This is a genomic window from Micromonospora violae (assembly GCF_004217135.1).
Lineage (GTDB): Bacteria > Actinomycetota > Actinomycetes > Mycobacteriales > Micromonosporaceae > Micromonospora > Micromonospora violae.
In genome coordinates this window covers 5588860-5611715 of sequence record NZ_SHKK01000001.1, presented here as the reverse complement: position 1 = coordinate 5611715, position 22856 = coordinate 5588860, and the positions used below count along the sequence as shown (strand labels likewise).

Genomic DNA, 22856 nt, shown 5'->3' with positions numbered 1-22856 from the left:
AGCGTCTGCCTCCTTCTTTTCTGTCACGGCCGCTCATTCCTGGTCTCTCCAGGCGGAGGCGGGCTGTTGTCTTCTCGTCGGCCGCCGGCTGTCCCGATGTTCGGGACCGTCGGGGCTCGGCCGGAGCGCTCGTTGGCGATGAGCTCCTCCAGCCAGCGGACCTCGCGCTCACAGGCATCAAGACCGTGGCGCTGCAGTTCCAGCGTGTAAGCGTCGAGGCGCTCGGCCGCCCGGCCCAGCACGTCACGAAGCCCTTCGCGACGCTCCTCGATCTTGCGGCGGCGACCCTCCAGAATGCGCAGTCGGGTCGCCTGGTCGGTCCGGGCGAAGAACGCGAAGTGCACCCCGAAGCCCGTGTCGTCGTACGTCTCGGGCCCCGCCTGTGCGATCAGCTGGGCGAAGCGTTCCTTGCCTTCCGCGGTGATTTTGTAGACCACCCGACCTCGTCGGCTGGTCAGCGCGGGAACCTCCTCGGCAGTGGCGGGTGTCTCAGCAGCTTCGGTTATCCAACCCGCCGCTTGCAGCCTGCGTAGCGTTGGGTAGAGCGAGCCGTAGCTGATCGCCGCCCGGATCGCGCCGAGCTTGGCGGCCAGCTCCTTGCGCAGCTCGTAGCCGTGCATCGGAGACTCCTGCAGGAGGCCGAGGATGGCGAACTCAAGCACTGGCCACCCTCTCTTTACCCTCCGGCGGGGAGCGGTAACCGCCGCGATGTATCGGACCGATACATCGCACGTTAGCGGTTCGCGTGAGCCAGGGCAAACCCCCGTTTGGAGATGCTGTCGTCACGGATTGTGAGCATGGTCGCCTGCTCGGGCCGGACCGCGTACCCTTCTCCGCATGCGTACGCAGCGCCAGGTCGTCGACTACTCGCTTCAGAAGCGAGCAGTGCTGCGTGAGCTCCTGGCCGGTCGAGTCGGCACGTACGACGTCTGCGACGCATCGCCGTACCTGAAGAATGCCGCTCGGTTCCACGGCGAGCCCACCGACCGGCGCTGCCCCATCTGCCGCAGCGAAAACCTGACCCTCGTCCACTACATTTACGGTGACGAACTCAAGCAGTCCGCCGGACAGGCCCGGACACTGGCCGAGTTGCCCGTCCTGGCGATGACGCTGCGTGAGTTCCAGGTCTTCGTGGTGGAGGTGTGCCTCGGTTGTGACTGGAACCATCTCGTCGAGCAGTATCTGCTCGGCCGGGACGGCCTCACCGGTGACAGCGACGCCACCGGCGAGCAGGACGCGGCGGGCGCCGAAGGCGCCGGTCGGCGGAGGCGAGAGGCGCAACGGTGATCTCAACTGGTTGGACCGGCCCCGGAGCCGCAGACGGAACCCGGGACGGTCGACCGCTTGTTGGTCCGATTGGCCCGATTGATACGGCAATGACCTCGGTCGCCGGGCACCCCCGTGCCGGCGTTCCGGGTGAAGCAACTCACGGCAACCCGGTGGCGGCGCAGTCGCGTCCCACCGCGACCGGCAGGGTGTGAGGAATGAACTCGTACGGCGATCCCAGTTCTGCGCGCGGACGGGCCCAGCACTCGGGCCCAGACGGTGAGCCCGGACCGGGCGCGGACGACGCGTACCGCAGACCCGGCGGTAACTCCGGCGGGAGCGGCTGGTCAGCTTCGGGCGGCGGCGCGGCGACCCCGGGTCGTGCCTCGGTGACGCCGCGGGCTGCCGGTGGTCGTGCCACGGTCGGCGGCTCCGCCTCGGTGCCGTCGCGTGGTGGCGCGGCCGCCGGGTCCGCCTCGGTGGGTTCGGCAGCGGCCGGTCGGGCCGGTCGGGCCTCGGTGCCGGTCTCGCCGGCACCGGGTGTGGCCGCAGGCCGCGCCGGCGCAGGTCGGGCCTCGGTGCCCGTCTCCCCGGCGCCGGGCGCACCGGCGGGCCGGGCCTCGGTCGGTGCCGCCGCCGTTGGTGCCGCCTCGGTCGGCACCGCCTCGGCGGGTCGGGCCAGCGTCGGCTCCGCGTCGGTCGGTGGTCGTGCGGCGGTCGCCCGGGCGAGCGTCTCGCCGGTCTCCGGTGGGCCAGGCGGCCCCGGAGGACCGGGTGGGCCGGGTGGTCCCGGTCGGGGCGGTCGTGGTGCGGGCAGCTCGGGTGCCGCGGCGCGGGCGAAGAAGCGCAAGCGGATGAACCTGCTGATCGCCGGGTTCGCCGTCTTCATCATGCTCGCCGGCATCGGGGTGGTGGGGTTCACCTACTACTCGACGAACGTGGTCATGCCGAACGAGATGCCGCTGCCGCTGTCCACCACCGTCTACGCCAAGGACGGCAAGACGCAGCTCGCCAAGCTGGGCAGCGAGAACCGTAGCTTCGTCACCATCCAGCAGATCCCGCAGCACGTGCAGGACGCGGTCGCCGCCGCGGAGGACCGGAACTTCTACCGGCACTCGGGCGTCGACTACAAGGGCATCGTCCGGGCCGCGTGGAACAACGTCTCCAACGGCGACAAGCAGGGTGCCTCGACGATCACCCAGCAGTACGCCCGCAACGCGTTCGAGAACCTCCAGGACGACACGTACGGCCGGAAGGTGAAGGAGGCCATCCTCGCCTCCAAGCTGAACGACAAGTACACCAAGCCAGAGATCATGCAGCACTACCTGAACGTCATCTACTTCGGTCGTGGCGCGTACGGCATCGAGGCGGCGGCGCAGACCTACTTCGGCAAGTCGGCCATCAAGCTCAGCCCCGGCGAAGGCGCGGTGCTGGCTGCGCTGATCAAGCAGCCGCAGGCGACCGATACCCACCGGGGCTACGACCCGTCGGTCAACCCGACCGACGCCAGGTCGCGGTGGGACTACGTGATCGACGGCATGAAGAAGGAGGGCTGGCTGGACTCCCCCAACCACCCCCCGGCGCCCACCGAGTACCCCAAGGTGCTGCCGCCGAAAAAGGGAGGCAACGGCTTCGGCGTCGACACCCCGCGCGGCAACGTCATCAACTACGTCCGTCAGGAGATGGACCAGATGGGTCTCTGCTCCGACACCGGTGCGGAGGGCAAGACGAGCTGTGTCGACGCGCTGCGCGACGGCGGCTACCGGATCACCACCACCATCGACCCGAAGCTCCAGACCGCCGCCGAGAACATCGCGATGCAGTCGAAGAAGGGCTCCCTGCTTTACGACCAGCCGAAGAACCTGATGGCGGCGGTGGTCTCGATCGACCCGAAGAAGGGCCGCGTGCTCGCCTACTACGGCGGTGACAGCGGCGCCGACTTCGACTACGCCGGCAAGAACATCGACAAGAACGGCAACCTGGCCGGTGGTCATCCGCCGGGCTCGTCGATGAAGGTGTACACCTTGGCCGCCGCGATCGAGGCCGGCATCTCCGTCAAGTCGCACTGGGACCCCACGCCGTACAAGCCCGAGGGCTCCAAGGACACGATCGGTAACGCCAACCGCACCAACCTCAAGTGCGGCAAGTACTGCACCCTCGAAGAGTCGACGGTCCAGTCGTACAACGTGCCCTTCTACTGGGTGGCCGACACGATCGGCGCCGACAAGGTCGTCGACATGGCCCGGAAGGCGGGCGTGACCACCATGTGGGGCGTCGACCCGCCGCAGGCCTACGACCTGTCGAAGAAGGGGCGGACCCCGTTCGACAACTACACCGGTTTCGGTAAGTACCCGTTGACCGTGTTCGACCACGCGAACGCCATGGCCACGTTCGCCAACGACGGCAAGTACATCAAGGCCCACTTCGTCGTCAAGATCGAGCAGCAGGAGAAGGACACCGGCAAGTGGAAGGTGGTCGGCAGCGAGCGCATCAAGCCGGAGGAGCGGATCCCCAAGAAGGTCACTGACGAGGTCACCGGCGTCCTGAAGCAGATCCCGCGGCCGAACAACATCTCCCTGGAAGACGGACGTCAAGCTGCCGCCAAGACGGGCACCTGGGAATGGAACAGCAAGGACAACGCGCACGCCTGGACGGTCGGCTACACACCGCAGAACGCCACGGCGGTGTGGGTGGGCAGCCGGGACATCACCAAGCCGCAGATCAAGCTCAAGAACGGCAAGGACATCGGTGGTTCGACGCTCCCCGGTCCGATCTGGGAAAAGTTCATGAACACCGCGCTCAAGGGCCAGGAGGAGATCTCCCTGCCCACCGTCACCGGCGAGGGTGATGTCACGAAGGGCAACGGCGAGGAGCCGCCGCCGCCACCGCCGCCGACCAACCCGGGCCAGGGGGGCAACCCCCTGTGCAATCCGCTGATCGACCTGTTCTGCAACCCCGGCGGCAACACCCCCGGCGGTAACCCCGGGGGTGACCCTGGCGGCAATCCTGGCGGCAACCCCGGTGGTAATCCCGGCGGAGGCGACGGGAGAGGCGGTGGGCTGTTACCCAGCCTGCCTCCCGACCGGAACTGACCCGGGCCACCGCACCACGCCGCCGCCGGCCGGACGACCTGTCCGACCGGCGGCGGCGTTTTCGTACCCGGAACTCCGCGCCGGGACAGGACGGGCACCCCCGTCGTACGGCAGGATGCCTCTTCATGAGCACCCAGTCGACGCCCGGCATCGACGACGCCGGAACCACCGATCACCCGTCCCGTTCCGACGGGTTCGTCCGCGGCCTCTCCAGCGTCATCGGTGGCCCGCTCGGCGACCACGCGACCGCGCTGGACCGGCCGGTCGGTCGGGAGCGTCGCTTCTGGACGGCCGTGCGGATCGTGCTGGCACTGGTGTGCCTCACCCTCGCGCTGCACTGGGTGCAGAAATCGCCCTGCCAGAGCGGCGCCTGGCAGAACAACATCCAGTACACCCGGTTCTGCTACACCGACGTCCTCGCCCTTTATTACGCCGAAGGGCTCAACGAGGGCAAGGTGCCCTATCGTGACCACCCGGTCGAGTACCCGGTGCTGACCGGCTACTTCATGGGGGCGCTGGGTCTGCCGGTGCACGCCGTCGGTGCCGACGACCCGAGCATCAACCAGGGTCAGTGGTTCTACAACCTCAACGCGCTGGTGCTGGGCGCGCTCGCGGTGGCCACGGTGGCGGTGATCCTGGCGTTGCGCCGCCGACGACCCTGGGACGCGGCGCTGTTCGCCCTCGCCCCGGCCCTGCTGCTCACCGCCACCGTCAACTGGGATCTGCTCGCCATCGGCCTGGCCGCCTTCGGCCTGCTCGCCTGGGCCCGAAAACGACCGGGGGTGGCCGGCGTGCTGCTCGGGCTCGCCGGCGCGGCGAAGCTCTGGCCGCTGTTCCTGCTCGGGCCGATCCTCATCCTCGCGCTGCGGGCCGACCGGATACGTGCCGCGCTCGTCGCCGTCGGTTCAGCGGTCGCCGCCGTCGTGCTGGTGAACCTGCCGGCCGCCCGGGCGTACCCGGAAAACTGGGACCGGTTCTTCGAGCTGAACACCACCCGGCCGATCGACTGGGGCACGCTCTGGTACATCGGGCGCTACCTGGACGGCAAGGTCGGCAACGACCCCACCCAGCTCGGCCCGTTCGAATGGCTCAACGCCAACATCCCGACCCTCAACACCCTGTCGTACGCGCTGTTCGGGCTGGCCTGCCTCGGCGTGGCCGTGCTGGCGCTGCGGGCACCGCGCCGGCCCCGGCTGGCCCAGCTCGGCTTCCTGGTGGTGGCGGCGTTCCTCATCTTCAGCAAGGTCTGGTCGCAGCAGTTCGTCCTCTGGCTGCTTCCGCTGGTGGTGCTGGCCCGCCCGAAGTGGGGCGCGTTCCTGGCCTGGCAGATCGCCGAGGTCTGCTACTTCGTCGCCTTCTACGGGGAACTGCTCGGCGCGGCAACCAGCCGACCGGTCTTCCCGGAGGGGGTGTTCGTGCTGGCCTCGACGCTGCGGCTGACCACTGTGGTGGTGCTCTGCGTGTTCGTCGTCAAGGAGATCCTGCACCCCGAGCAGGACGCGGTGCGGGCCACGTACCCGGACGACCCGGACGGCGGCGTCCTCGACGGCGCACCAGACGCCTCCTGGATAGACCGCTGGCGCCGCCAACCGTTGACCGACGAACCGTCACGCGAGCCCGCAACCGCCACCTGACCCCCCAGGCTGACGCGGCCTGACCACGTCAGGGTTTTCGGGGGAGCCCGCCCGGCGCAGGGATCAAGCCTGACCGCCCGGAGCCGGGTGGGCTCCCCCGAAAACCCGCCTTAGAGAGCAGCCGCGACGAGCCGCCAGAGCTTCACAGGCGATAGACGACAGCGTCGCCGACCTCCTGGCGCGTGATGCCGAGCGACTCGACCGGCGCGTCGATGCCGATCTCCCACGGCGTGTCGGCCACTTCACCGCGCAGCAGCACGACCGTGCGGACGCCGAGCGTGCGCAGGTAGTCGACGCTCGTCTGGTCCGGGAACGACTGGCTCACCCGGCGGACGTCGTCGAGCTGGCGCGGCGTGAAGCCGCTACCGCCGTTGACCACGTCGGGGAACCCGTCGGTCGACCAGAGCATCACGTGCTGGTCCAGGCTCTGATTGCTGGGCAGCACCAGCAGTGGCCCCTGCGCCGACCGCATCGCCGCCGGTGGGGTCGGCACCACCGGATGTGGAGTGGTGTTCAGGCCCTCGACGGTGACCAGCAGCAACGGCAGCAGGGTGGCCATCCGCAGCCAGGGCCCCGGCCACGACGGAATCCGCTGCGCCGTCAACTCGCGGACCCGGTCGGTGAGGGCGGTGACCGCGCCCGCCGCGAGCAGGCCGAGCAACAACGTGGTCCAGAGCATCAACCGGCCGGGGGTACGCAACGCGCTCCAGCCCGGCAGGTGCTCGAACAGCGGCACGTAGGTGAAGGTGCCGTCGAAGAACCGGGTGCCCATCGCGAAGGCCATCGTCACCAGCACCCCGGCGAGCAGCAGCAGTCGGTGCCGCAGCCGCCAGACCGAGAAGAGCAGCCCACCCGCGGCGAGCGCGTAGAGCACGAAGCCCGGCAGCAGGGTCATCTCCGGATGCCAGGGCAGCGCCTCCCGGGCCCCCTCGTGCAGCCCACCCCAGATCCGCGACTCCCCAGGTGCCGTCACGAAGCCCGACGCCGGCGGCGAGAAGATGCTGATGTCGCCGATGGTGCGCTCGGCGTACGGGTGCAGCTCGGTCACCTTGAAGAACGGAAACGCCATCAGCAGACCGACACCGGCGAACAGCACCCCGCCGAGCACGTCGGCGGCGAACAGTCGGCGACCGAACGGAATGGCCTGCCCGCTGCGCAGCCGCCGCACGAAGAACAGAACGGCAGCGACCAGCACCGCGCCGGCCAGGAAGTACGCGAACGGCAGCCCGATGCCGAAACCGAGGCTGAGCTGCCAGGCCGCCACCAGCCAACCGGCGTAGACCCAGCCGTCATGGCGGCGGTCCGGCCGGTAGCCGTGCCGCAGCGACCACCCGTGCCCGCGCGCCAACATCGCCAGCGCCAACGGGATCCCGCCGTTGGAGAGCACGTGCAGGTGCCCGGCCTGGGCCAGCAGCCACGGCGCGTAGGTGTAGCTGACGCCGGCGACGGCCGCCCCGATCCGGCCGGCCCCGAGCTGTCGGGCCAGCGCGTACGCGCCGAGCGTGGCGAGCGCGTGGGCCAGGACGAACATGATGTTGTAGCGGAGTATGGCGTCCTCGGGACCGCTGCCGAGCATCCCGGCCGGGGCGTACCCGAGCAGCGTGTCGGAGAACGCGAAGCTCCACAGCTCGGGGAAGAAGGTGTTGGACTGCCACAGACGGGCCGGGTCGGCCAGCAGGATGTGCCCGGACCAGGCCATCTGCCAGGCTTGCAGGCTCGGGTCCCAGTAGTCCTGCGGGAGGGTGTAGCGCGGATAACGCAGTGTCGGCCAGGTCATCAGCACGGCCAGTGCCAGCGCGCCGAGGGTGGCCAGGGTCCACTCGTGGATCAGGAACCGACCGACAACGCGACCGGCCCGGCTGAGGATGGGGGGTTTCGGCTCCGGGGCAGAGGCGAATGCCTCCCACCGCTCCGGGCCGATCGCCTTCGTCGTCTTGTCAGCCGCGTCCGGACCGTCGGCATCGCTCGACTTCTCACCCTTGGCCGGGTCGTCGCTCTTGGCCTGGTCGTCGTCTTTTCCCGCGCCGTCGTCCTTGGCCGGGTCGTCCGTCGCGCTGCTGGCCTTGGGCGCGTCGTCCGTCGCGCTGCTGTCCTTGGGCGCGTCGTCCTTCGCGGGGTCGTTCTTCGCGGTGCCGTTCTTCGCGGTGCCGTTCTTCGCGGTGCCGTTCTTCGCGGTGCCGTTCTTCGCGGTGCCGTTCTTCGCGGGGTCGGGCTCGGGACCGCCGGTCGTGTCGCCGTCGCCCCGGGGCGGCTGGCTCACCGTGGTCCCCGCGGGGGCCGTGCCGGAGGTGCGAGCTGGTGGGGCGGAGGTGCCCGCGTCCGTGCCGGTGGGGGTGGGCCGGGCGTTGCCGGTCCCGGGCTGTCCGCTCGTCATGCTGCCGAGCTCTCCGCTCCGAGCTGCTCACGCAGGAAGTCGATATCGGCCGCCTGTCCGGTCACACCGCCCGGTGTCTCGACGACCACCGGTGCGCCGGCCGCCCGGATCACCGCCACCACCAACTCCGGGTCGATCGTCCCGCCGCCCAGGTTGTCGTGTCGGTCCTGGCCGGAGTTGAACGCGCCCTTGGAGTTGTTGGCGTGCACCAGGTCGATCCGTCCGGTGATCGCCTTGACCCGGTCGACCAGGCCGAGCAACTCCTCGCCACCCGCGTACGCGTGGCAGGTGTCCAGGCAGAAGCCGACCTCGTAGTCACCGATGGCGTCCCAGAGGCGGGCGAGCGCGTCCAGCCGTCGGGCACAGGCGTTGTCGCCACCAGCGGTGTTCTCGATCAGGACCGGAACGCCGAAGCCGCCGGAGTCGGCCGCGTACGCGAAGGTCTTGCGCCAGTTGTCGAAGCCGACGGCCAGGTCGTCGCCGGCGTTGACGTGCCCGCCATGGACGATCAGGCCCTTGGCGCCGACGGCGGCGGCCGCGTTGGCGTGCCCGAGCAGCAGCTTGCGGCTCGGAATCCGGATGCGGTTGTTGAGCGTGGCCACGTTGATGACGTACGGCGCGTGCACGTACAGGTCGACCTCAGCGGCGCGCAGCCGCTCGGCGTCTTCGCGGGGCTTGGGCGCCTTCCAACCCTGTGGGTCGGCGAGGAAGAACTGCACGGTGTCGGCGGACCGGGCGGCCGCCTCCGCCAGCGGGTCGGTCGAATCGACGTGGGCTCCGATACGCATGCGAGCGAGCCTACGTCGCGACCCCGACGGCCGGGGCGACGGCCGGGGCGGTGTCGCGTCACCGGACGGACCGACGATCGTTGATGGGTGTGAAACCGGCGACCAGCCACCCGGTGCCGCCAGCGGCGCGAGCGTCGCACCCAGCGACCGGTGGTCGACGGCCGACAGCGAGGTCACCCCCGCCGCGCGGCCCGGCGCAGCGGGGGCGGCCCCATCGCCCAGCGCCCCATCGCCCCGCAGGTTCCGATCGATGAAGAATCTCGGAAAATTGTGCTTTTTCCCCCGACAAGGTACGAGTGCTGTTGTACCGTCAGATAACAACACGATAAAGCTCCGCGGGGCGTCTTCGGTCCAACCTCATCGGTGTGGTCGTTCCTCCCCAGGTCCCACCCAAGGAATGCGGACCAGACGCCCCGCGGCCTTGTAGACGGGGGTCCATCACCGGCCGATCGACGGCCGCGCGGTGGGCCCCCGTCGGCATGTCCGGATGGGCACCCGACCACTCCGGGCATGATCGTCCGGACCGGGTATCCTGGTCAGGTTGTCCGCGTCCGGCCGGGTTCCCTCGGCGCGTGCGGGCAGCGACACAAGACCTCCTGCCACGGAAGGACCGTGGCCGCTTAGCCCACAGGAGGTGAGCACGTCTTGCGTCATTACGAGATCATGGTGATCCTCGACCCCAGCCTCGAGGAACGCACCGTCGCCCCGTCGCTCGACACGTACCTGAACGTGATTCGGACCGCGGGTGGCTCGGTTGAGAAGACCGACGTATGGGGCCGCCGGCGCCTCGCGTACGAGATCAACAAAAAGGCAGAGGGCATCTACGCCGTCGTCGACCTGCAGGCCACGCCTGCTGCGGTCGCCGAGCTGGACCGTCAGCTGCGACTCAACGAGTCCGTGCTGCGCACCAAGGTCCTCCGACCGGAAATGCGCTAAGCCTTCAAACCCCCGGTTCGTCCGGATCAGCCTCCGCGACTCTGTCGTAGGGCTCTGCGAGCCTGTACGACGAGACGCTGAGTGCGCGAGGAGATGGTCATGGCAGGAGACACCACCATCACGGTCATCGGCAATCTGACCGATGACCCCGAGTTGCGGTTCACGCCCTCCGGGGCTGCGGTCGCCAAGTTCCGAGTCGCTTCGACGCCCCGATACATGGACAAGGCGTCGAACGAGTGGAAGGACGGCGAGCCGCTGTTCCTCGCTTGCACCGTCTGGCGTCAGGCTGCTGAGCACGTCGCCGAGTCGCTGCAGCGTGGCGCTCGGGTGATCGTGTCGGGCCGGCTGCGTCAGCGGTCGTACGAGACCCGCGAGGGCGAGAAGCGCACCGTCATCGAGCTTGAGGTCGACGAGATCGGCCCGTCGCTGCGCTACGCCACGGCGAAGGTGCAGAAGATGTCCCGCTCCGGCGGCGGTGGCGGCGGCTTCGGTGGCGGTGGTGGTGGCAACCAGGGCGGCGGCGGAGGCAACTTCGACGACCCCTGGGCTTCGGCCGCTCCCTCTCCCGCGCGTGCCGGTTCGGGCGCCAATTATGACGAGGAGCCACCGTTCTAATGGCGCCGAGCGCCCGCGATCGCAAACCAGGAGCACGTGCAATGGCCAAGGCTGCGGCACTTCGCAAGCCGAAGAAGAAGGTGAACCCGCTCGACAAGGACGGGATCACCTACATCGATTACAAGGACACCGCGCTGCTGCGCAAGTTCATCTCCGACCGCGGCAAGATCCGCGCTCGTCGGGTGACCGGCGTGACCTCGCAGCAGCAGCGGCAGATCGCCCGCGCGGTCAAGAACGCCCGTGAGATGGCGCTCCTGCCGTACACGGCCACCACCCGCTGAGAGGAGGCACCGATATGAAGATCATCCTGACTCAGGAAGTGTCCGGCCTCGGTGCCCCGGGCGACATCGTCGAGGTCAAGAACGGCTACGGCCGTAACTACCTGCTGCCGCAGGGCTTCGCGATCGCCTGGACCAAGGGCGCGGAAAAGCAGGTCACGGTCATCAAGCGGGCCCGTTCGGCCCGCGAGATCCGCGACCTCGACCACGCCAACGAGGTCAAGGCTCAGCTCGAGGGTCTCAAGGTCAACCTGAAGGTCCGCGCCGGCGACGGCGGACGGCTCTTCGGCTCGGTCACCCCGGCCGAGATCGTCGACGCCGTCAAGGCGGCCAGCGGCCCGGTCCTCGACCGGCGTCGGCTGGAGGTGCCCGGTCACATCAAGTCGACCGGCACCTACCCGGTGAAGATCAAGCTGCACCCTGAGGTGACCGCGTCCTTCGACCTGAACGTCGTTCAGGGCTGACGTCCGCAACACCACCACGAGGGCCCGCACCGAGCGATCGGCGCGGGCCCTCGTGCGTATGTGGAACTGCCGGCAGCTGCGGTAGCCCCGCCCCGCCGACTGCTCACCCGATGGGCTGGCCCGTCACCGCGCTGATCAGCACCGTGGAGAGGCCACCGCCCACCACTGCGGCGGCAACCGCGATCGTCGCCGAACGCCACGTCGTACCGACCCTCCGCAGCAGCGCCGCCACCACCAGACTGCTCAGCAGCGCCAACCCGAAACGCGGCGAACCGGCGAGCAGTGACGCCAACGCACGGGACCGGGCCGAGTCGCACCCACCCCCACTGATGTCGGTCACACAACCAGCCGGCGCCTGGCTGTCCAACGTCAACAGCCAGACGAAGATCAGCATCGCCGGCACCAGGTAACAGGCCGCCGTGTACAACAACGGCCGGATGGACCCACCCGGGTCCGGATCCAGCAGGTCGTCCTCCAGCCGCCGCGCCCACGCACCCGTGGCCGCCGACTCGACCCGTCGACGTACCGACGCCGTTCCCACCGCCGGCCGGTCCGCCCGACGCCGGGGCGCACTCGGACGCGGCGTAGGGGCGCTGCGCGGTCGCGGGGCGGTGTAACCCACCACCGGAGAACGAGGCGCCGACGTCGGAGGGCCGATCCATCGCGGGTCGTCATCAGCCAACCGGGTGCCGGACCAGAACCCGTCTTCCCGACTCGGCCACCCCTCGGCCGCCACCGAACGATCCGAGCGCGGCGCCAGCGTACGGTCCCACTGGTCATCCTCGATCGCGGACCGCTCCCACTGGCCGGTACGGTCCGACCGCTCCCAGCCACCGACGCTCTCCACCGCCGACCACTGCTCGCTCAGGTCCCCGCCGTCCGCACCGGTCACCGGCGGCCACGCGTGCACACCCGACGCGTCCCACGGGTCCACCGCCGGCGGGTACGACGGCTCGGGCTCCGCCACCCGCTCCGATCGGCGGGCCCACGGATCGGCCACCGGACGGGACCAGGAATCCTCCGCCGCACGACGGCTACGCCGGCTGGGGCGGCTCGGCTCCTGCTCCGGCACCTGCTCGGGCGGGGCGGACTCCAACTCCCCGCCCGACCAGATCACCTGGGGACGGCCAACGGGCGCGCGGCGGGGACGCCGCTCCGAGACAGCGCCGGAGACCGGCTCGTCCTCCCCGGAGTCGGCCCGTCGGCGGCCGGCGTACCCCTGATCCTGCGGCCGGTCGAGCGTCCACTCCCGGGTGTGGTCCGAGTCGGGTGCCGGGCCGATCGCCGCCTGCTCCCGCCGACGCGTCTCGTCGCCCCGACGCCAACCACCCGATGACTCGATGGACCGCCGGCCGGTGCCGTACGTCGACCGCTGAGGCTCGTCGTCGTCCTCGTCCGGTGCCGCGTGACGACCGCCGCCGTCGGCGTGCCGGACCCCTGACTCCAGCGCCCACCGGGGCAGGTAGGCGTCGACAGGCTCATCCTGGCCACGGTCCAACGCGCGCCGTCGGCTGGAGGTGCGGTAGCGCCCGTCCTCGTCGTACGGATCAACCGGAACGGACGCCGCGTGCTCACTCCACGAGGCGGTTGGCTGGCGCTCGCGCGGGCTGCTGTCGCCGCGTCCCCAGTCCCGGTAATTCACGGCCGGAGTGTGACCCTTCTGAACCGAAAGCGGAATCCGCTGTCCAGGTGTAGCCGTTCGCTGGAGATAGTACGGGACGATCGTGTCACAGGCCCGACCGAAATATTCTCCTCCACAGGCTGGGGAGCATGTTTCCGCAGGTCAGCGCCTTTTGGCCGAGAATTCCCCAGTGGTTTTCCACAGGCTGTGCACACGCTGCGCACACGCTGTCCACCGGGATCCACAGGTTGTCCCGAGGCTCGTCCACCGGCCTTGTTGAGTCTCTGACCTCGGGGTCCGTATGGTTGGCCCTCGACCGCCGGCGATGGCCCCCGATCGACCGGCCCGGTCGGACGGAAGTGTCGTACCCCAGCGGTAGAGCTGGGTTGGACCCGGCGCAGTGGAGGGGGGACCCGTGTCGGTCACCGACGACATGCGGGCAGAGCCACGCTCCGGCGCAGGCCAACCACCCGCGCAGCGGGATGGCCAGTTCGACAAGACCCCGCCCCAGGACGTCGCCGCCGAGCAGTGCGTCCTCGGCGGCATGCTGCTCTCCAAGGACGCCATCGCCGACGTCGTCGAGATCCTCAAGACCAACGACTTCTATCGGCCGGTGCACGCCACCATCTTCGACACGATCCTCGACATCTACGGTCGCGGCGAGCCGGCCGACCCGATCACCGTGGCCGCCGCGCTGACCGACTCGGGTGACCTGGCACGTATCGGCGGCGCGCCGTACCTGCACACGCTCATCGCCAGCGTGCCCACCGCCGCGAACGCGGCGTACTACGCCCGGATCGTCAGCGAGCGGGCGGTGCTGCGCCGGCTGGTCGAGGCCGGCACCAAGATCGTGCAGCTGGGGTACGGCACCGCCAGCGGCGGCAGCCGCGACGTGGACGACGTCGTCGACCTCGCCCAGCAGGCCGTCTACGACGTCACCGAACGTCGCGTCAGCGAGGACTTCGCGGTCCTGGCCGACATGTTGCAACCGACGCTGGACGAGATCGAGGCGGTGGGCGCGCAGGGCGGTGTGATGACCGGCGTGCCCACCGGCTTCAGCGACCTGGACCGGTTGCTCAATGGTCTGCACGCCGGCCAGTTGATTATCGTGGCCGGCCGGCCTGGTCTGGGAAAGGCGCTCGCACTCGACACCCCGCTGCCGACCCCGGATGGCTGGACCACGATGGGCGAGGTCAAGGCGGGCGACCAACTACTGGCTGCCGACGGCTCACCGACCACTGTCACACGCGCTTTTGACGTGATGCACGACCGTCCCTGCTACGAGGTCGAGTTCTCGGACGGCACCGTGATCGTGGCGGACGCGGAGCATCTGTGGAAGACGACCACCCGGGCGAGCCGGCGGCAGAGCCCGGCACGGCAGAGGCGGCACTGGTCCGAGTCGTCGCTGGCCAACGTACGTGTGGCCCACAAGGCGCTCAGCGCCATGCGAAACCAACCGATCACCCTATTCGACACGATCCAGCAGGTCGGGCCGGAGTTCCGGCATGTCCTGCACACGGTCGCCCGTGAGGTCGGATCGATCGGCCGGATCGGCCGCCCCATCGTCCGCAACGGCAGAACCCAAAACTGGACTGCACCTGGCTACCCGGCCGGTCCGCTGCTGACCGCGCTTCTTGAACGAGCCGAGCGGGAGATGAACGCCGGCAGCAGGGCCGCCCATGACGGTGTCGTCACCACTGCTGAAGTCGCGGCCACGCTGCGTACCGATACCGCCCAGCCGCGGCTCAACCATGCGGTACGGAACTGCGCACCCATCAAACTCCCAGACCGGGAGCTGCTGATCCCGCCCTACACGTTGGGAACGTGGCTCGGTGACGGGCACTGCAACGCCAGCCGCTTCACCACCGCAGATCCGGAGATGGTCACACACGTCGAGGCGGACGGCTTCGTCGTGCGGCCCAGCGGGCCGATGGCTTACACCATCCTGCTGCAGTCCACGTCCACGTCCGCTGCTCCGGGCAACGGCGTCTGCGCGGACTGTGGCGGTTCCACCAGGGCGTTGCGGGAGAACCCAGCGACCAGGAAGTGTGCCGGCTGTCGGCACCGGAACGGCTCCTTCCTCGGCTTGTTGCGCCAGGTCGGCGTAGCTGCCAACAAACACATCCCGGTCTCTTACCTGCGGGCCTCTGAGGCTCAGCGCAGAGCGTTGCTCGCTGGGCTGATGGACACCGATGGGACCGTTGCCCCCGCCGGCAACCTCCAGTACACGTCGACTTCGAAGCAGTTGGCTGATGACGTACGCGAGCTGATCGTCAGCCTCGGCTACCGCTGCACAGTCAACGCAAAGCCGGTGCGCGGCCGTACCCGCGAATCGTCAACCGCGTACACCTTGAACTTCTCCACCCCGGATGTCATCTTCCGGCTCAAGCGGAAGCAAGATGCGCACGCCGAACGCCGCCGGACCACCTCCGATGTTCGGACGACCTCGCGGTTCATCGTCGACGTCCGGCCGGTTCCCAGCGTTCCGGTTCGGTGCGTGACTGTCGACAACGACGAGCATCTGTACCTGGCCAGCCGGGCGATGATCCCTACCCACAACAGCACCGCTAGCATGGACTTTGCCCGAAATGCTGCGATTCGCGCCAACCAGGCCGCAGCCATCTTCTCGCTGGAAATGAGCAAGGTCGAGATCGTCATGCGGCTGCTCTCCGCCGAGGCGCGGGTGCCGCTGCACGTGCTGCGCAGCGGTCAGCTCTCCGACGACGACTGGACCAAGCTGGCCCGGTGCATGGGCGAGATCAGCGAGGCGCCGCTCTTCGTCGACGACACGCCGAGCATGAACCTGATGGAGATCCGGGCCAAGGCCCGGCGGCTCAAGCAGCGGCACGACCTCAAGATGATCGTGGTCGACTATCTCCAGCTGATGACCTCGCCGAAGCGCACCGAGAGCCGCCAGCAGGAGGTCGCCGACCTGTCCCGTGGCCTCAAGCTGCTGGCCAAGGAGGTCGAGTGCCCGGTCATCGCGGTGAGTCAGCTGAACCGTGGCCCCGAGCAGCGCACCGACAAGCGCCCTCAGCTGTCCGATTTGCGCGAATCTGGCTCAATTGAGCAAGATGCCGACGTTGTCATCCTTCTGCACCGCGACGACTACTACGACAAGGAGTCGCCGCGGGCCGGGGAGGCGGATTTTATTGTTGCCAAGCATCGGAATGGCCCCACCGACACCGTGACCGTCGCGGCCCAGCTGCACCTGTCCCGCTTCGTCGACATGGCCATCGGCTGACCTGACCGGCGCAGAACCTCGTCGTCGGTCAGCCGAGCAGTGGGAACCAACCCGCTGACTCGCCCAGCTCCAGTCGGTCCCGGTCGGTCAGCGGGACGCGTCCGGTGGCCTTCAGCAGGAAGTCGTGGTCGTCCCACGCGGTGGGTCGAACGGTGTCGTCGCTGAGCAGGCCGTCCATGGTGGCGACCGCGACGCGGACCGCCAGTGCGCCAGGTGGGGGCGCGTCGGGCAGTTCCAGCATCAGGTCCAGGTGGTGGACGACAGCCTCGGTGGTCAGGGTGGCGAGGAAATCCGGTACGCGCAGCACGTGTCCCTGGGTGGTCACGTACCCCTTCAGGTCGGCTGATGCGGCGGCCCGGACCGCCGCCGGGGCGGTGTCCTGCCAGAGCTCGACGATCGCGGTCGGACGGTCGAAGGCGGCAGCCGATCGGCGGACCCACCAAGCGTGCCGGGCGGCCTCGCCACCGCCGCCGGGAAAGTCACGCCAGTAGCTCACGTCGTCGACGTCGGCGGGGCCGGCCACGGGGCTGGCCAGGGTGACGAGCGCCCGTTGGGCGTCGCCGAGCACGTGCAGGAGCAGGTCAGCGACGAGCCAACCCTGGCAGCGGGTGGCGCGTTGCAGGCCGGCGTCGTCCAGGCCACCGACCACCGCGGTGATCCCGTGGTACGCCTGGGCCAGCGCCTCCTCCGGTCGCATCGCGGTCATGCGATTCAGCCTCGCACGACGCGGGGCACCCGCCAACGATCAATGGTCTGGGTGAGGTGCCCGGGTCGACGCGTGGATCGACCCGGGCGGACGGTCGGCCTGGGATCACCCGAACATCTCGTCGAGGAAGCCCTTGCGCTTCTTCTTCCGGTAGTGGCCGTGGTAGCCGTAATGCTGCTGCTGGTGGCCGTAGGCCGGCTGCGGCGGGTAGCCGTGGGCGGGCGGGGGCGGCGGCGGGACGGCAGCGTAGCCGGGCTGGTGCGGCGGAGGCGGCGGAGGCGGGTAGCCGGCCGGCTGTTGCGCGGGCTGCGGCGGCGCACCGGCAGCCTGCTGGCTGCTCCAGTTGGCCTCCGCCTCGAACAGCTTCTCCAGTTCACCACGGTCCAGGAAGATGCCTCGGCACTCCCCGCACTGGTCGATGACGACGCCGCTGCGCTCGTACTGGCGCATTTCTCCGTGACACTTGGGACAGGTGAGGCTCATCTCCCGACGGTACCCGGTCGACCTAAGCGGTTGCTGTGAGCGCCTCGGTGACTTCTTCGTCGGACACCTCGTGGAAGTCGTCGTAGTAGACGCTCACCGCGCCGAAGTCGGGTGGCCGCTGGGCGCAGATGACCTGGTCGGCTTCGGCGGTCAGCAGTTCGTACGCCTCCTGTGCGCCGACCGGGACGGCGACCACGACCCGGCGCGCCCCGAGTTGGCGGACGACCTCGACGGCGGCGCGGGCGGTCGCTCCGGTGGCGAGGCCGTCGTCGACGATCACCGCGGTTCGTCCGGTGAGGTCCAACTGTGCGCGACCGCCCCGGTAGAGCCGTTCCCGGCGTTCCAGTTCGGTCTGTTCCCGATGGCTGACCTCGGCGATCTCGTCGCTGCTGAGTCGGCTCGCCACCGCGTCGTTGAGCACCTGGACACCGCCTGGCCCGAGTGCGCCGAAGGCGACCTCCCGGGCCCACGGCATTCCGAGCTTGCGGACGACCAGCACGTCCAGTGGCGCGCCGAGCCGTTCGGCGACGACCCGGGCGACCGGTACGCCGCCACGGACGAGGCCGAGGACGACGACGTCCGGTTCGCCGATGAGTGCGGTGAGCCGTTCGGAGAGCATCCGGCCCGCATCGGCCCGGTCGCGGTACGTCGTCATGCTTCAGGTCTACGCCCTGATGCGCTGTTGCGCCCGGGAGTTACGCCGATGTGGCCCGACTGGATCGTTCGTCGGTCACCGGGCGGCTGGTGTGTCGACCGGGGGATGTAGCGCGGGTGCCCAGGTCAGCAGGGCCAGTGGGTACAGCAGGTAGCCGAAGCGGGTCGAGGGCATCAGGGCGATGGCGGCGAGTAGCCCGTACCCGCAGATGAGGGCGGTGGCGGCGGCGGTGCGGGGCGGACGGCGGGTGAGCCGGACGGCGATGGCCACTCCGGCGGCGATCAGCAGCGCGGCGGCGACGAGCCGGCCGGCGGGTAGCGCGCTGGAGATCAGGTAGCCGGGGAACGGGGACTGCGCGGGGCTGGTGACCAGCCCGTGGCCGAGGGGGAAGCGCAGCACGTTCTCGGTGAGGGCGTCGCGGTCGACCAGCAGCGCCGGCAGGAGTGCGGCGATGGGCAGGCCGATGGCACCGACGGCGACTCGGGTGCCGGCGCGTCGGGTGAGTCCCCAGGCGATCAGGACGAGGGCGACCGGCCAGGCGAAGAGCTTGAGTGCGCCGGCGAGCCCGACCGCGAGGCCGGCCCGGCCGGGTCGGTCGGTGGCGGCGAACGCGAGGGCGAGCAGGCAGAGCGCGAGTACGGGTAGGTCGTCGCCGCCGGTGGCGAGGGTGAGGGCGCAGATGGGCAGGACGGTGGCGGCCTGCACGCCGCGGAGCAGGGCGGCGTCTCGCCGGTGGGTGGTGGCGGTGGCCTGGCCGGCGGTGGCCGGTGTTCTGCGCAGGGCGGCCACGGCCAGGGCGAGTGCCAGTGCGGTGCCGACCGCGAACCAGACCCGGGAGTCGGTCCACCAGGTGTTGAGCAGTGCTCTGGGCAGGCCGAACATCGCCATGCCGGGCTGGTACGGGGTGTAGCCCATCAGTTGGTCGCCGGGTGGCAGGGCGGCGATGGCGTCGGGTCCGAGGTAGGGGGTGCCGTGCTCCAGGAGGCGGCTGCCGGCGTGCTCCACGACCAGCACCTCCTCCTGGGCCCGGTCGGTGCGCCCACCGGCCCGGTCGATGCTCTGCCAGGCCAGCGGCAGCAGTGCGGTGGCCGCCCAGGCGAGTCCGGTGACCGCCCAGCGGGCTGGTAGGCCGGTCAGCCGGGAGGTCGGCATGCGTCGACGCAGCAGGATTTGGGCGATCACCGTCAGTGTCGCGAGCAGGTAGCCGACGGCGGCGACAGCGCCCCAGGCGCGGTGCGGCAGCAGGGTCGAGGTGACCGCGGTGATCGCGGCGAAGGTGGCCGAGACGGCGTAGAGGCCGAGGTCGAGGGCGAGCCCGCCGGCGGCGTTGTCGAGCGTCCGCCAGTGCCAGCGACGGCGGCGGGCGGTCGGGTCGTCGACGATCACGCGCGCCAGTCTGGCAGACCGGGCTGCTTGCGCGGCGGGCCGATGCCCGCTCAGGCGGGCAGGTGCGGGAGGCGGTCGGGCCTGGACCGGCCGGCCTGACGCCGGTTCTGGCTGAACCGGATCACCGCCCCGGCGTCGTGCAGCGGCGCGGCGAGGCTGCCCGGTCGGCCGCCGGAACCGCGCTGCATCGCCGCGAGGAGGGTGCCGGACGGCATCGGTCGGGCGAACAGGTGCCCCTGGCCGGCGACGCAGCCCAACTCCCAGAGGGCCCGCCGCTGGGGTTCGCTCTCCACCCCCTCGGCCACGACGTCCAGGTCGAGGCTGCGACCCAGGTCGAGGGTGGAACGGATGACGGCGGCGGCCTCCGCCGAACTCTCCATCGTCGTCACGAAGCTTCGGTCGATCTTCAGCTCGTGTACCGGGATCCGGGAGAGCAGCGAGAGCGAGGAGTAGCCGGTGCCGAAGTCGTCCAACGCCAACCGGACTCCTTCGTCGCGTAGTCGGCTGAGCACCCGGTCGACGACGTCGAGTTGGCTGAGGGTCAGCGTCTCGGTCAGTTCCAGGACCAGCCGGTCCGGTGGTAGGTCGTGGGCGCGGAGGTGGGCCAGCACCGAGCCCGGGAACCGCGCGTCGAGCAGGCTGCGCGGGGACACGTTGACCGCCACCGGTACGTCGAAGCCGGCGTCGCGCCAACCCACCGCCGCGATCAGTGCCTGGTCGAGGATCGCTTCGGCGAAGGCCGGTAGCAGGCCCGACCGTTCCACCGCCTCCAGGAACCGCAGCGGGTCGATCATGCCGTGGGTGGGGTGGTGCCAGCGGGCCAGCGCCTCCGCGCTGGTCACCTCGCCGGTGCCCAGGTCGACGATCGGTTGGAAGTTGACCACGAACTCGTGGTCGGCGACCGCGCGCGGCAGGTCACCGCCGAGGGTGAGGCGGCCGAGGTCGGCGGTGTCCCGGGTCGGGGCGTACGTGGAGATCCGCTGCCCGGCCCGCTTCGCCTGGTACATGGCCACGTCGGCGCGGCGCAGCAGTTCGGCCATGCCGCCGTTGGACGGGGCGGCGGAGATCCCGCCGCTGGCCTCGACGCTGATCCGCATGCCGTCCAGTTCGAACGGCTCGTGCAGGGCGGCGAGCAGCGTCTCGGCCCGGTGCGCGGCCACCGCCGGGGCCGGCAGGCCACGCAGGAGTACGGCGAATTCGTCGCCCCCGAGGCGGGCCACCAGGTCGGTCGCCTGGGCCGCGCCCCGCAACCGGTCGGCCACCTGCACCAGCACCTGGTCGCCGGCGGCGTGCCCGAGCGTGTCGTTGACCTCCTTGAAGTGGTTGAGGTCGATCAGCACCAGCGCGGTGACCCCGTCGGCGTGCCGGTTGCTCAACTGCTCGGTGCCCTCGTCGAGGAGGTGTCGGCGGTTGGCCAGGCCGGTCAGCGCGTCGTGCGAGGCCGCGTACGCGTGCTCGTCGGCGACCCGGGCCAGTTCGGCGTACGCCTGGGCGTTGCGGACGGCCGTGCAGAGCGCGGAGGCGAAGGTGCGCAGGGTGTACCGCTCCCGCTCGGAGAGCTGCACCGGGCCGCGGAAGCGCAGCCGGAGCACGCCGACGTCGACGGTGCGGTCATGGCCTTCCAGAGGCGTGGGGACGACGGTGCCGGCCACGTCGGTGGGGGTGCCGGTCGGGCCGTCGAAGGTGATGCCGCCGGTGCCGCCGCGTACGGTGCGACCGCCGTCGCGCAGCTCGATCTCGACCTCGTCGGCGGAGAACAACTCGGCGGCCTGGGTGACGGCGGTGGTGAGGACGTTGTCCAGGTCGACCACGTTGAGCGCGTCGGTGGTGCGGGCCAGCCGCTGCCACGCCTGCTGCTCGGTGCGGCCCCGGATGCGTGCGGAGTAGGCCAGGTGCAGGCTCAGGACCAGGGGTGGGACGGCGAGTAGGAGCCGGGGGTCCATCTGGAGGGTGAGCAGGGTCAGGGCCGCCACCACGAAGCGGACCACGTAGCCGGCCAGCCGAAGATCCAGGTTGCTGCGGAACTGGGTCGAGATCTTGGTGCCGGAGGCGAGCGCGATCACGGGGATCGCCAACAGCTCGTCGAGGAGTGCGGCGAGAAGGTACGCCACCGACAGGATCCCCACCAGGTGTGGGGCCTGCATGACAGGCCAGGTCCAACCGAGCAGTGCGAAGGTGATGCCTGCTCCGGCCGCGACGAGGATGTTCTTGCCGACGCCGAAGACCAGCTTGATCGGGGGTAGGCGGGCCGAGGCGATGGTGATCCCGATGCAGGTGCAGAGGACCACCCAGGGAACGGGGGCGGTGGCGGCCGCGATGACGATCGCCGCCTCGCTCCAACTGATCAGGTGCACCGCGGACCGGACCCGTACGCGCGTCTTGACGAACGCGCCCAAGGCGATCATGGCGGTCAGCGTTACCAGGGTTGCTCCGTCGGGCGTCGGAGCCTTGGTCGCGGGGAAGGTCAGTCTCAGCGAGGCGAGCGCAACGACCGTGGCCGCAACGACGAGGAGACCGACGAGCAGCCGTAGCCGTCGATCGGTCCCGTCATCGCGTCGTTGTGAAGAGGTCACGCAACTCCTGGTTTACCTCGCCTGCCGTGCTCTCGCCACCATATCGCCGGGCGATGCAGAAGTCCTGCACCGATGTCAGCCCCACTCGTTTCCGCGCATTTCACCCACCCTCTCCCTCGTATGGTTGTCGGCCTCTGTTGGCGCCGGCTCTCTACGAATGGAGCTTAAATGGGTTTGGCCCTACTTAGGGACGATAAATGTCGTTATCCTCAACATTAGTTAATCCCGTCCCTATAAGTGACATTCTGTTTGCGTTCCGGTGCGGAGAGCGCTGGGATGCTCGCCTGCTGCACCCGGTCCGTTGCGGAATGTCGCGGGCCGTGTCGACTGATTAGACCGCGCCCTCAGTGTGGGTGCTGGCGTGCCACAACTCATCCGCCGATTTGGTCAACCGCTCGCCAGCTTCAGTCAAGAGTCCCCTCGTCGACAGTGGTCGCAACCGTGCGCGGATGGACATTGATGGTGGTGGCGCTGCCCCGGGTCCTTCCCGGCGGTGGGCCGGGGTCGAGGACCGGGTACGGAAACCAGTAGTTGAGGGCTTTCGCTCCTTCTTTCCGTGATGCGACAGGAGTGGAGAACGCTGAGACGACAGATGGTTCTTGCAATGTTCGCATTGCACTCGTTGACCCCGTCGCACCGGACGGCGCGGGAGTGTTCGCATCGGCTGGTTGATTGGCCTTGGGCGTTACCGGTGCCCGTAAGCTTCTTTGCGTGATCGGCTGAATACCCCGCTGGAGCAGG

General features: G+C 69.7%; 17 protein-coding genes and 1 pseudogene. 9 read left to right on the top strand and 9 right to left on the bottom strand.

All coding sequences use genetic code 11. The annotated features are described in order from the left end of the window. Nucleotides 1-23: 23 nt before the first annotated feature. Nucleotides 24-662: a PadR family transcriptional regulator gene (locus EV382_RS25200; protein WP_130405794.1), complete on the bottom strand. Its 639-nt coding sequence runs from the start codon at nt 660-662 to the stop codon at nt 24-26. A gap of 175 nt (nt 663-837) precedes the next feature. On the opposite strand from EV382_RS25200, the gene EV382_RS25195 reads away from it, so the two are divergent. Further along, nucleotides 838-1287, top strand: a complete 450-nt coding sequence (locus EV382_RS25195; protein WP_130405792.1) for a DUF5318 domain-containing protein — start codon at nt 838-840, stop codon at nt 1285-1287. 139 nt (nt 1288-1426) lie between these two features. Here EV382_RS25195 and EV382_RS34005 read toward each other — a convergent pair whose 3' ends face one another. After that, complete coding sequence (locus EV382_RS34005) at nt 1427-2158, bottom strand: hypothetical protein (RefSeq protein WP_425271933.1); 732 nt, start codon at nt 2156-2158, stop codon at nt 1427-1429. On the opposite strand from EV382_RS34005, the gene EV382_RS25190 reads away from it, so the two are divergent. From EV382_RS25190 to EV382_RS34000, 3 genes and pseudogenes are all read left to right on the top strand, one after another. Next, nucleotides 2121-4358 carry a transglycosylase domain-containing protein gene (locus EV382_RS25190; protein ID WP_425271932.1) on the top strand — a complete coding sequence of 746 codons (2238 nt, stop codon included), beginning with the start codon at nt 2121-2123 and terminating at the stop codon, nt 4356-4358. The two genes, EV382_RS34005 and EV382_RS25190, sit on opposite strands and share 38 nt — an antisense overlap. 125 nt (nt 4359-4483) lie before the next feature. Next, entirely contained in the window at nt 4484-5992 is a 1509-nt protein-coding gene (locus tag EV382_RS25185) for a glycosyltransferase family 87 protein (protein WP_130405788.1), read from the top strand. Between the two features lie 499 nt (nt 5993-6491). Beyond that, nucleotides 6492-8144: pseudogene (locus tag EV382_RS34000) on the top strand (hypothetical protein); the annotation flags it as partial. Nucleotides 8145-8362: 218 nt separating this feature from the next. Here EV382_RS34000 and EV382_RS25175 read toward each other — a convergent pair. After that, nucleotides 8363-9154, bottom strand: coding sequence for a deoxyribonuclease IV (locus EV382_RS25175; RefSeq protein ID WP_130405786.1), 792 nt, complete (start codon nt 9152-9154; stop codon nt 8363-8365). A 645-nt stretch (nt 9155-9799) separates the two neighbouring features. Here EV382_RS25175 and rpsF point away from each other — a divergent pair. From rpsF to rplI, 4 genes are all read left to right on the top strand, one after another. Continuing rightward, nucleotides 9800-10090, top strand: coding sequence for a 30S ribosomal protein S6 (rpsF, locus tag EV382_RS25170; protein WP_036411437.1), 291 nt, complete (start codon nt 9800-9802; stop codon nt 10088-10090). 81 nt (nt 10091-10171) lie between these two features. After that, the gene (locus EV382_RS25165) at nt 10172-10705 is read left to right on the top strand and encodes a single-stranded DNA-binding protein (RefSeq protein WP_208758496.1); all 534 of its coding nucleotides are present in this window, start codon (nt 10172-10174) and stop codon (nt 10703-10705) included. Nucleotides 10706-10746: 41 nt separating this feature from the next. After that, nucleotides 10747-10986, top strand: coding sequence for a 30S ribosomal protein S18 (rpsR, locus tag EV382_RS25160; RefSeq protein ID WP_013289355.1), 240 nt, complete (start codon nt 10747-10749; stop codon nt 10984-10986). A gap of 14 nt (nt 10987-11000) precedes the next feature. Further along, entirely contained in the window at nt 11001-11447 is a 447-nt protein-coding gene (gene rplI / locus EV382_RS25155; protein WP_130405782.1) for a 50S ribosomal protein L9, read from the top strand. Between the two features lie 103 nt (nt 11448-11550). Here the strand turns inward: rplI and EV382_RS25150 are convergent, their stop codons facing one another. Continuing rightward, nucleotides 11551-13089 (bottom strand): hypothetical protein, encoded by a 1539-nt coding sequence (locus tag EV382_RS25150; protein WP_130405780.1) that lies wholly within the window; start codon nt 13087-13089, stop codon nt 11551-11553. Between the two features lie 394 nt (nt 13090-13483). Here EV382_RS25150 and dnaB point away from each other — a divergent pair, with 394 nt between their 5' ends. After that, nucleotides 13484-16312, top strand: coding sequence for a replicative DNA helicase (gene dnaB, locus EV382_RS25145; protein WP_130405778.1), 2829 nt, complete (start codon nt 13484-13486; stop codon nt 16310-16312). Between the two features lie 28 nt (nt 16313-16340). Here dnaB and EV382_RS25140 read toward each other — a convergent pair whose 3' ends face one another. The 5 genes from EV382_RS25140 to EV382_RS25120 all read right to left on the bottom strand — a co-directional run bounded on the left by EV382_RS25140 (nt 16341) and on the right by EV382_RS25120 (nt 22115). After that, entirely contained in the window at nt 16341-17018 is a 678-nt protein-coding gene (locus EV382_RS25140; protein WP_130405776.1) for a maleylpyruvate isomerase N-terminal domain-containing protein, read from the bottom strand. Nucleotides 17019-17123: 105 nt separating this feature from the next. Continuing rightward, on the bottom strand, nt 17124-17501 hold the full coding sequence (locus EV382_RS25135; protein ID WP_130405774.1) for a TFIIB-type zinc ribbon-containing protein: 378 nt from the start codon (nt 17499-17501) through the stop codon (nt 17124-17126). Nucleotides 17502-17523: 22 nt separating this feature from the next. Further along, nucleotides 17524-18156, bottom strand: coding sequence for a phosphoribosyltransferase (locus EV382_RS25130; RefSeq protein ID WP_130405772.1), 633 nt, complete (start codon nt 18154-18156; stop codon nt 17524-17526). A 75-nt stretch (nt 18157-18231) separates the two neighbouring features. Beyond that, nucleotides 18232-19542 (bottom strand): glycosyltransferase 87 family protein, encoded by a 1311-nt coding sequence (locus tag EV382_RS25125; RefSeq protein WP_130405770.1) that lies wholly within the window; start codon nt 19540-19542, stop codon nt 18232-18234. A 50-nt stretch (nt 19543-19592) separates the two neighbouring features. Continuing rightward, nucleotides 19593-22115 (bottom strand): putative bifunctional diguanylate cyclase/phosphodiesterase, encoded by a 2523-nt coding sequence (locus tag EV382_RS25120; RefSeq protein ID WP_165435863.1) that lies wholly within the window; start codon nt 22113-22115, stop codon nt 19593-19595. Nucleotides 22116-22856: the final 741 nt, after the last annotated feature.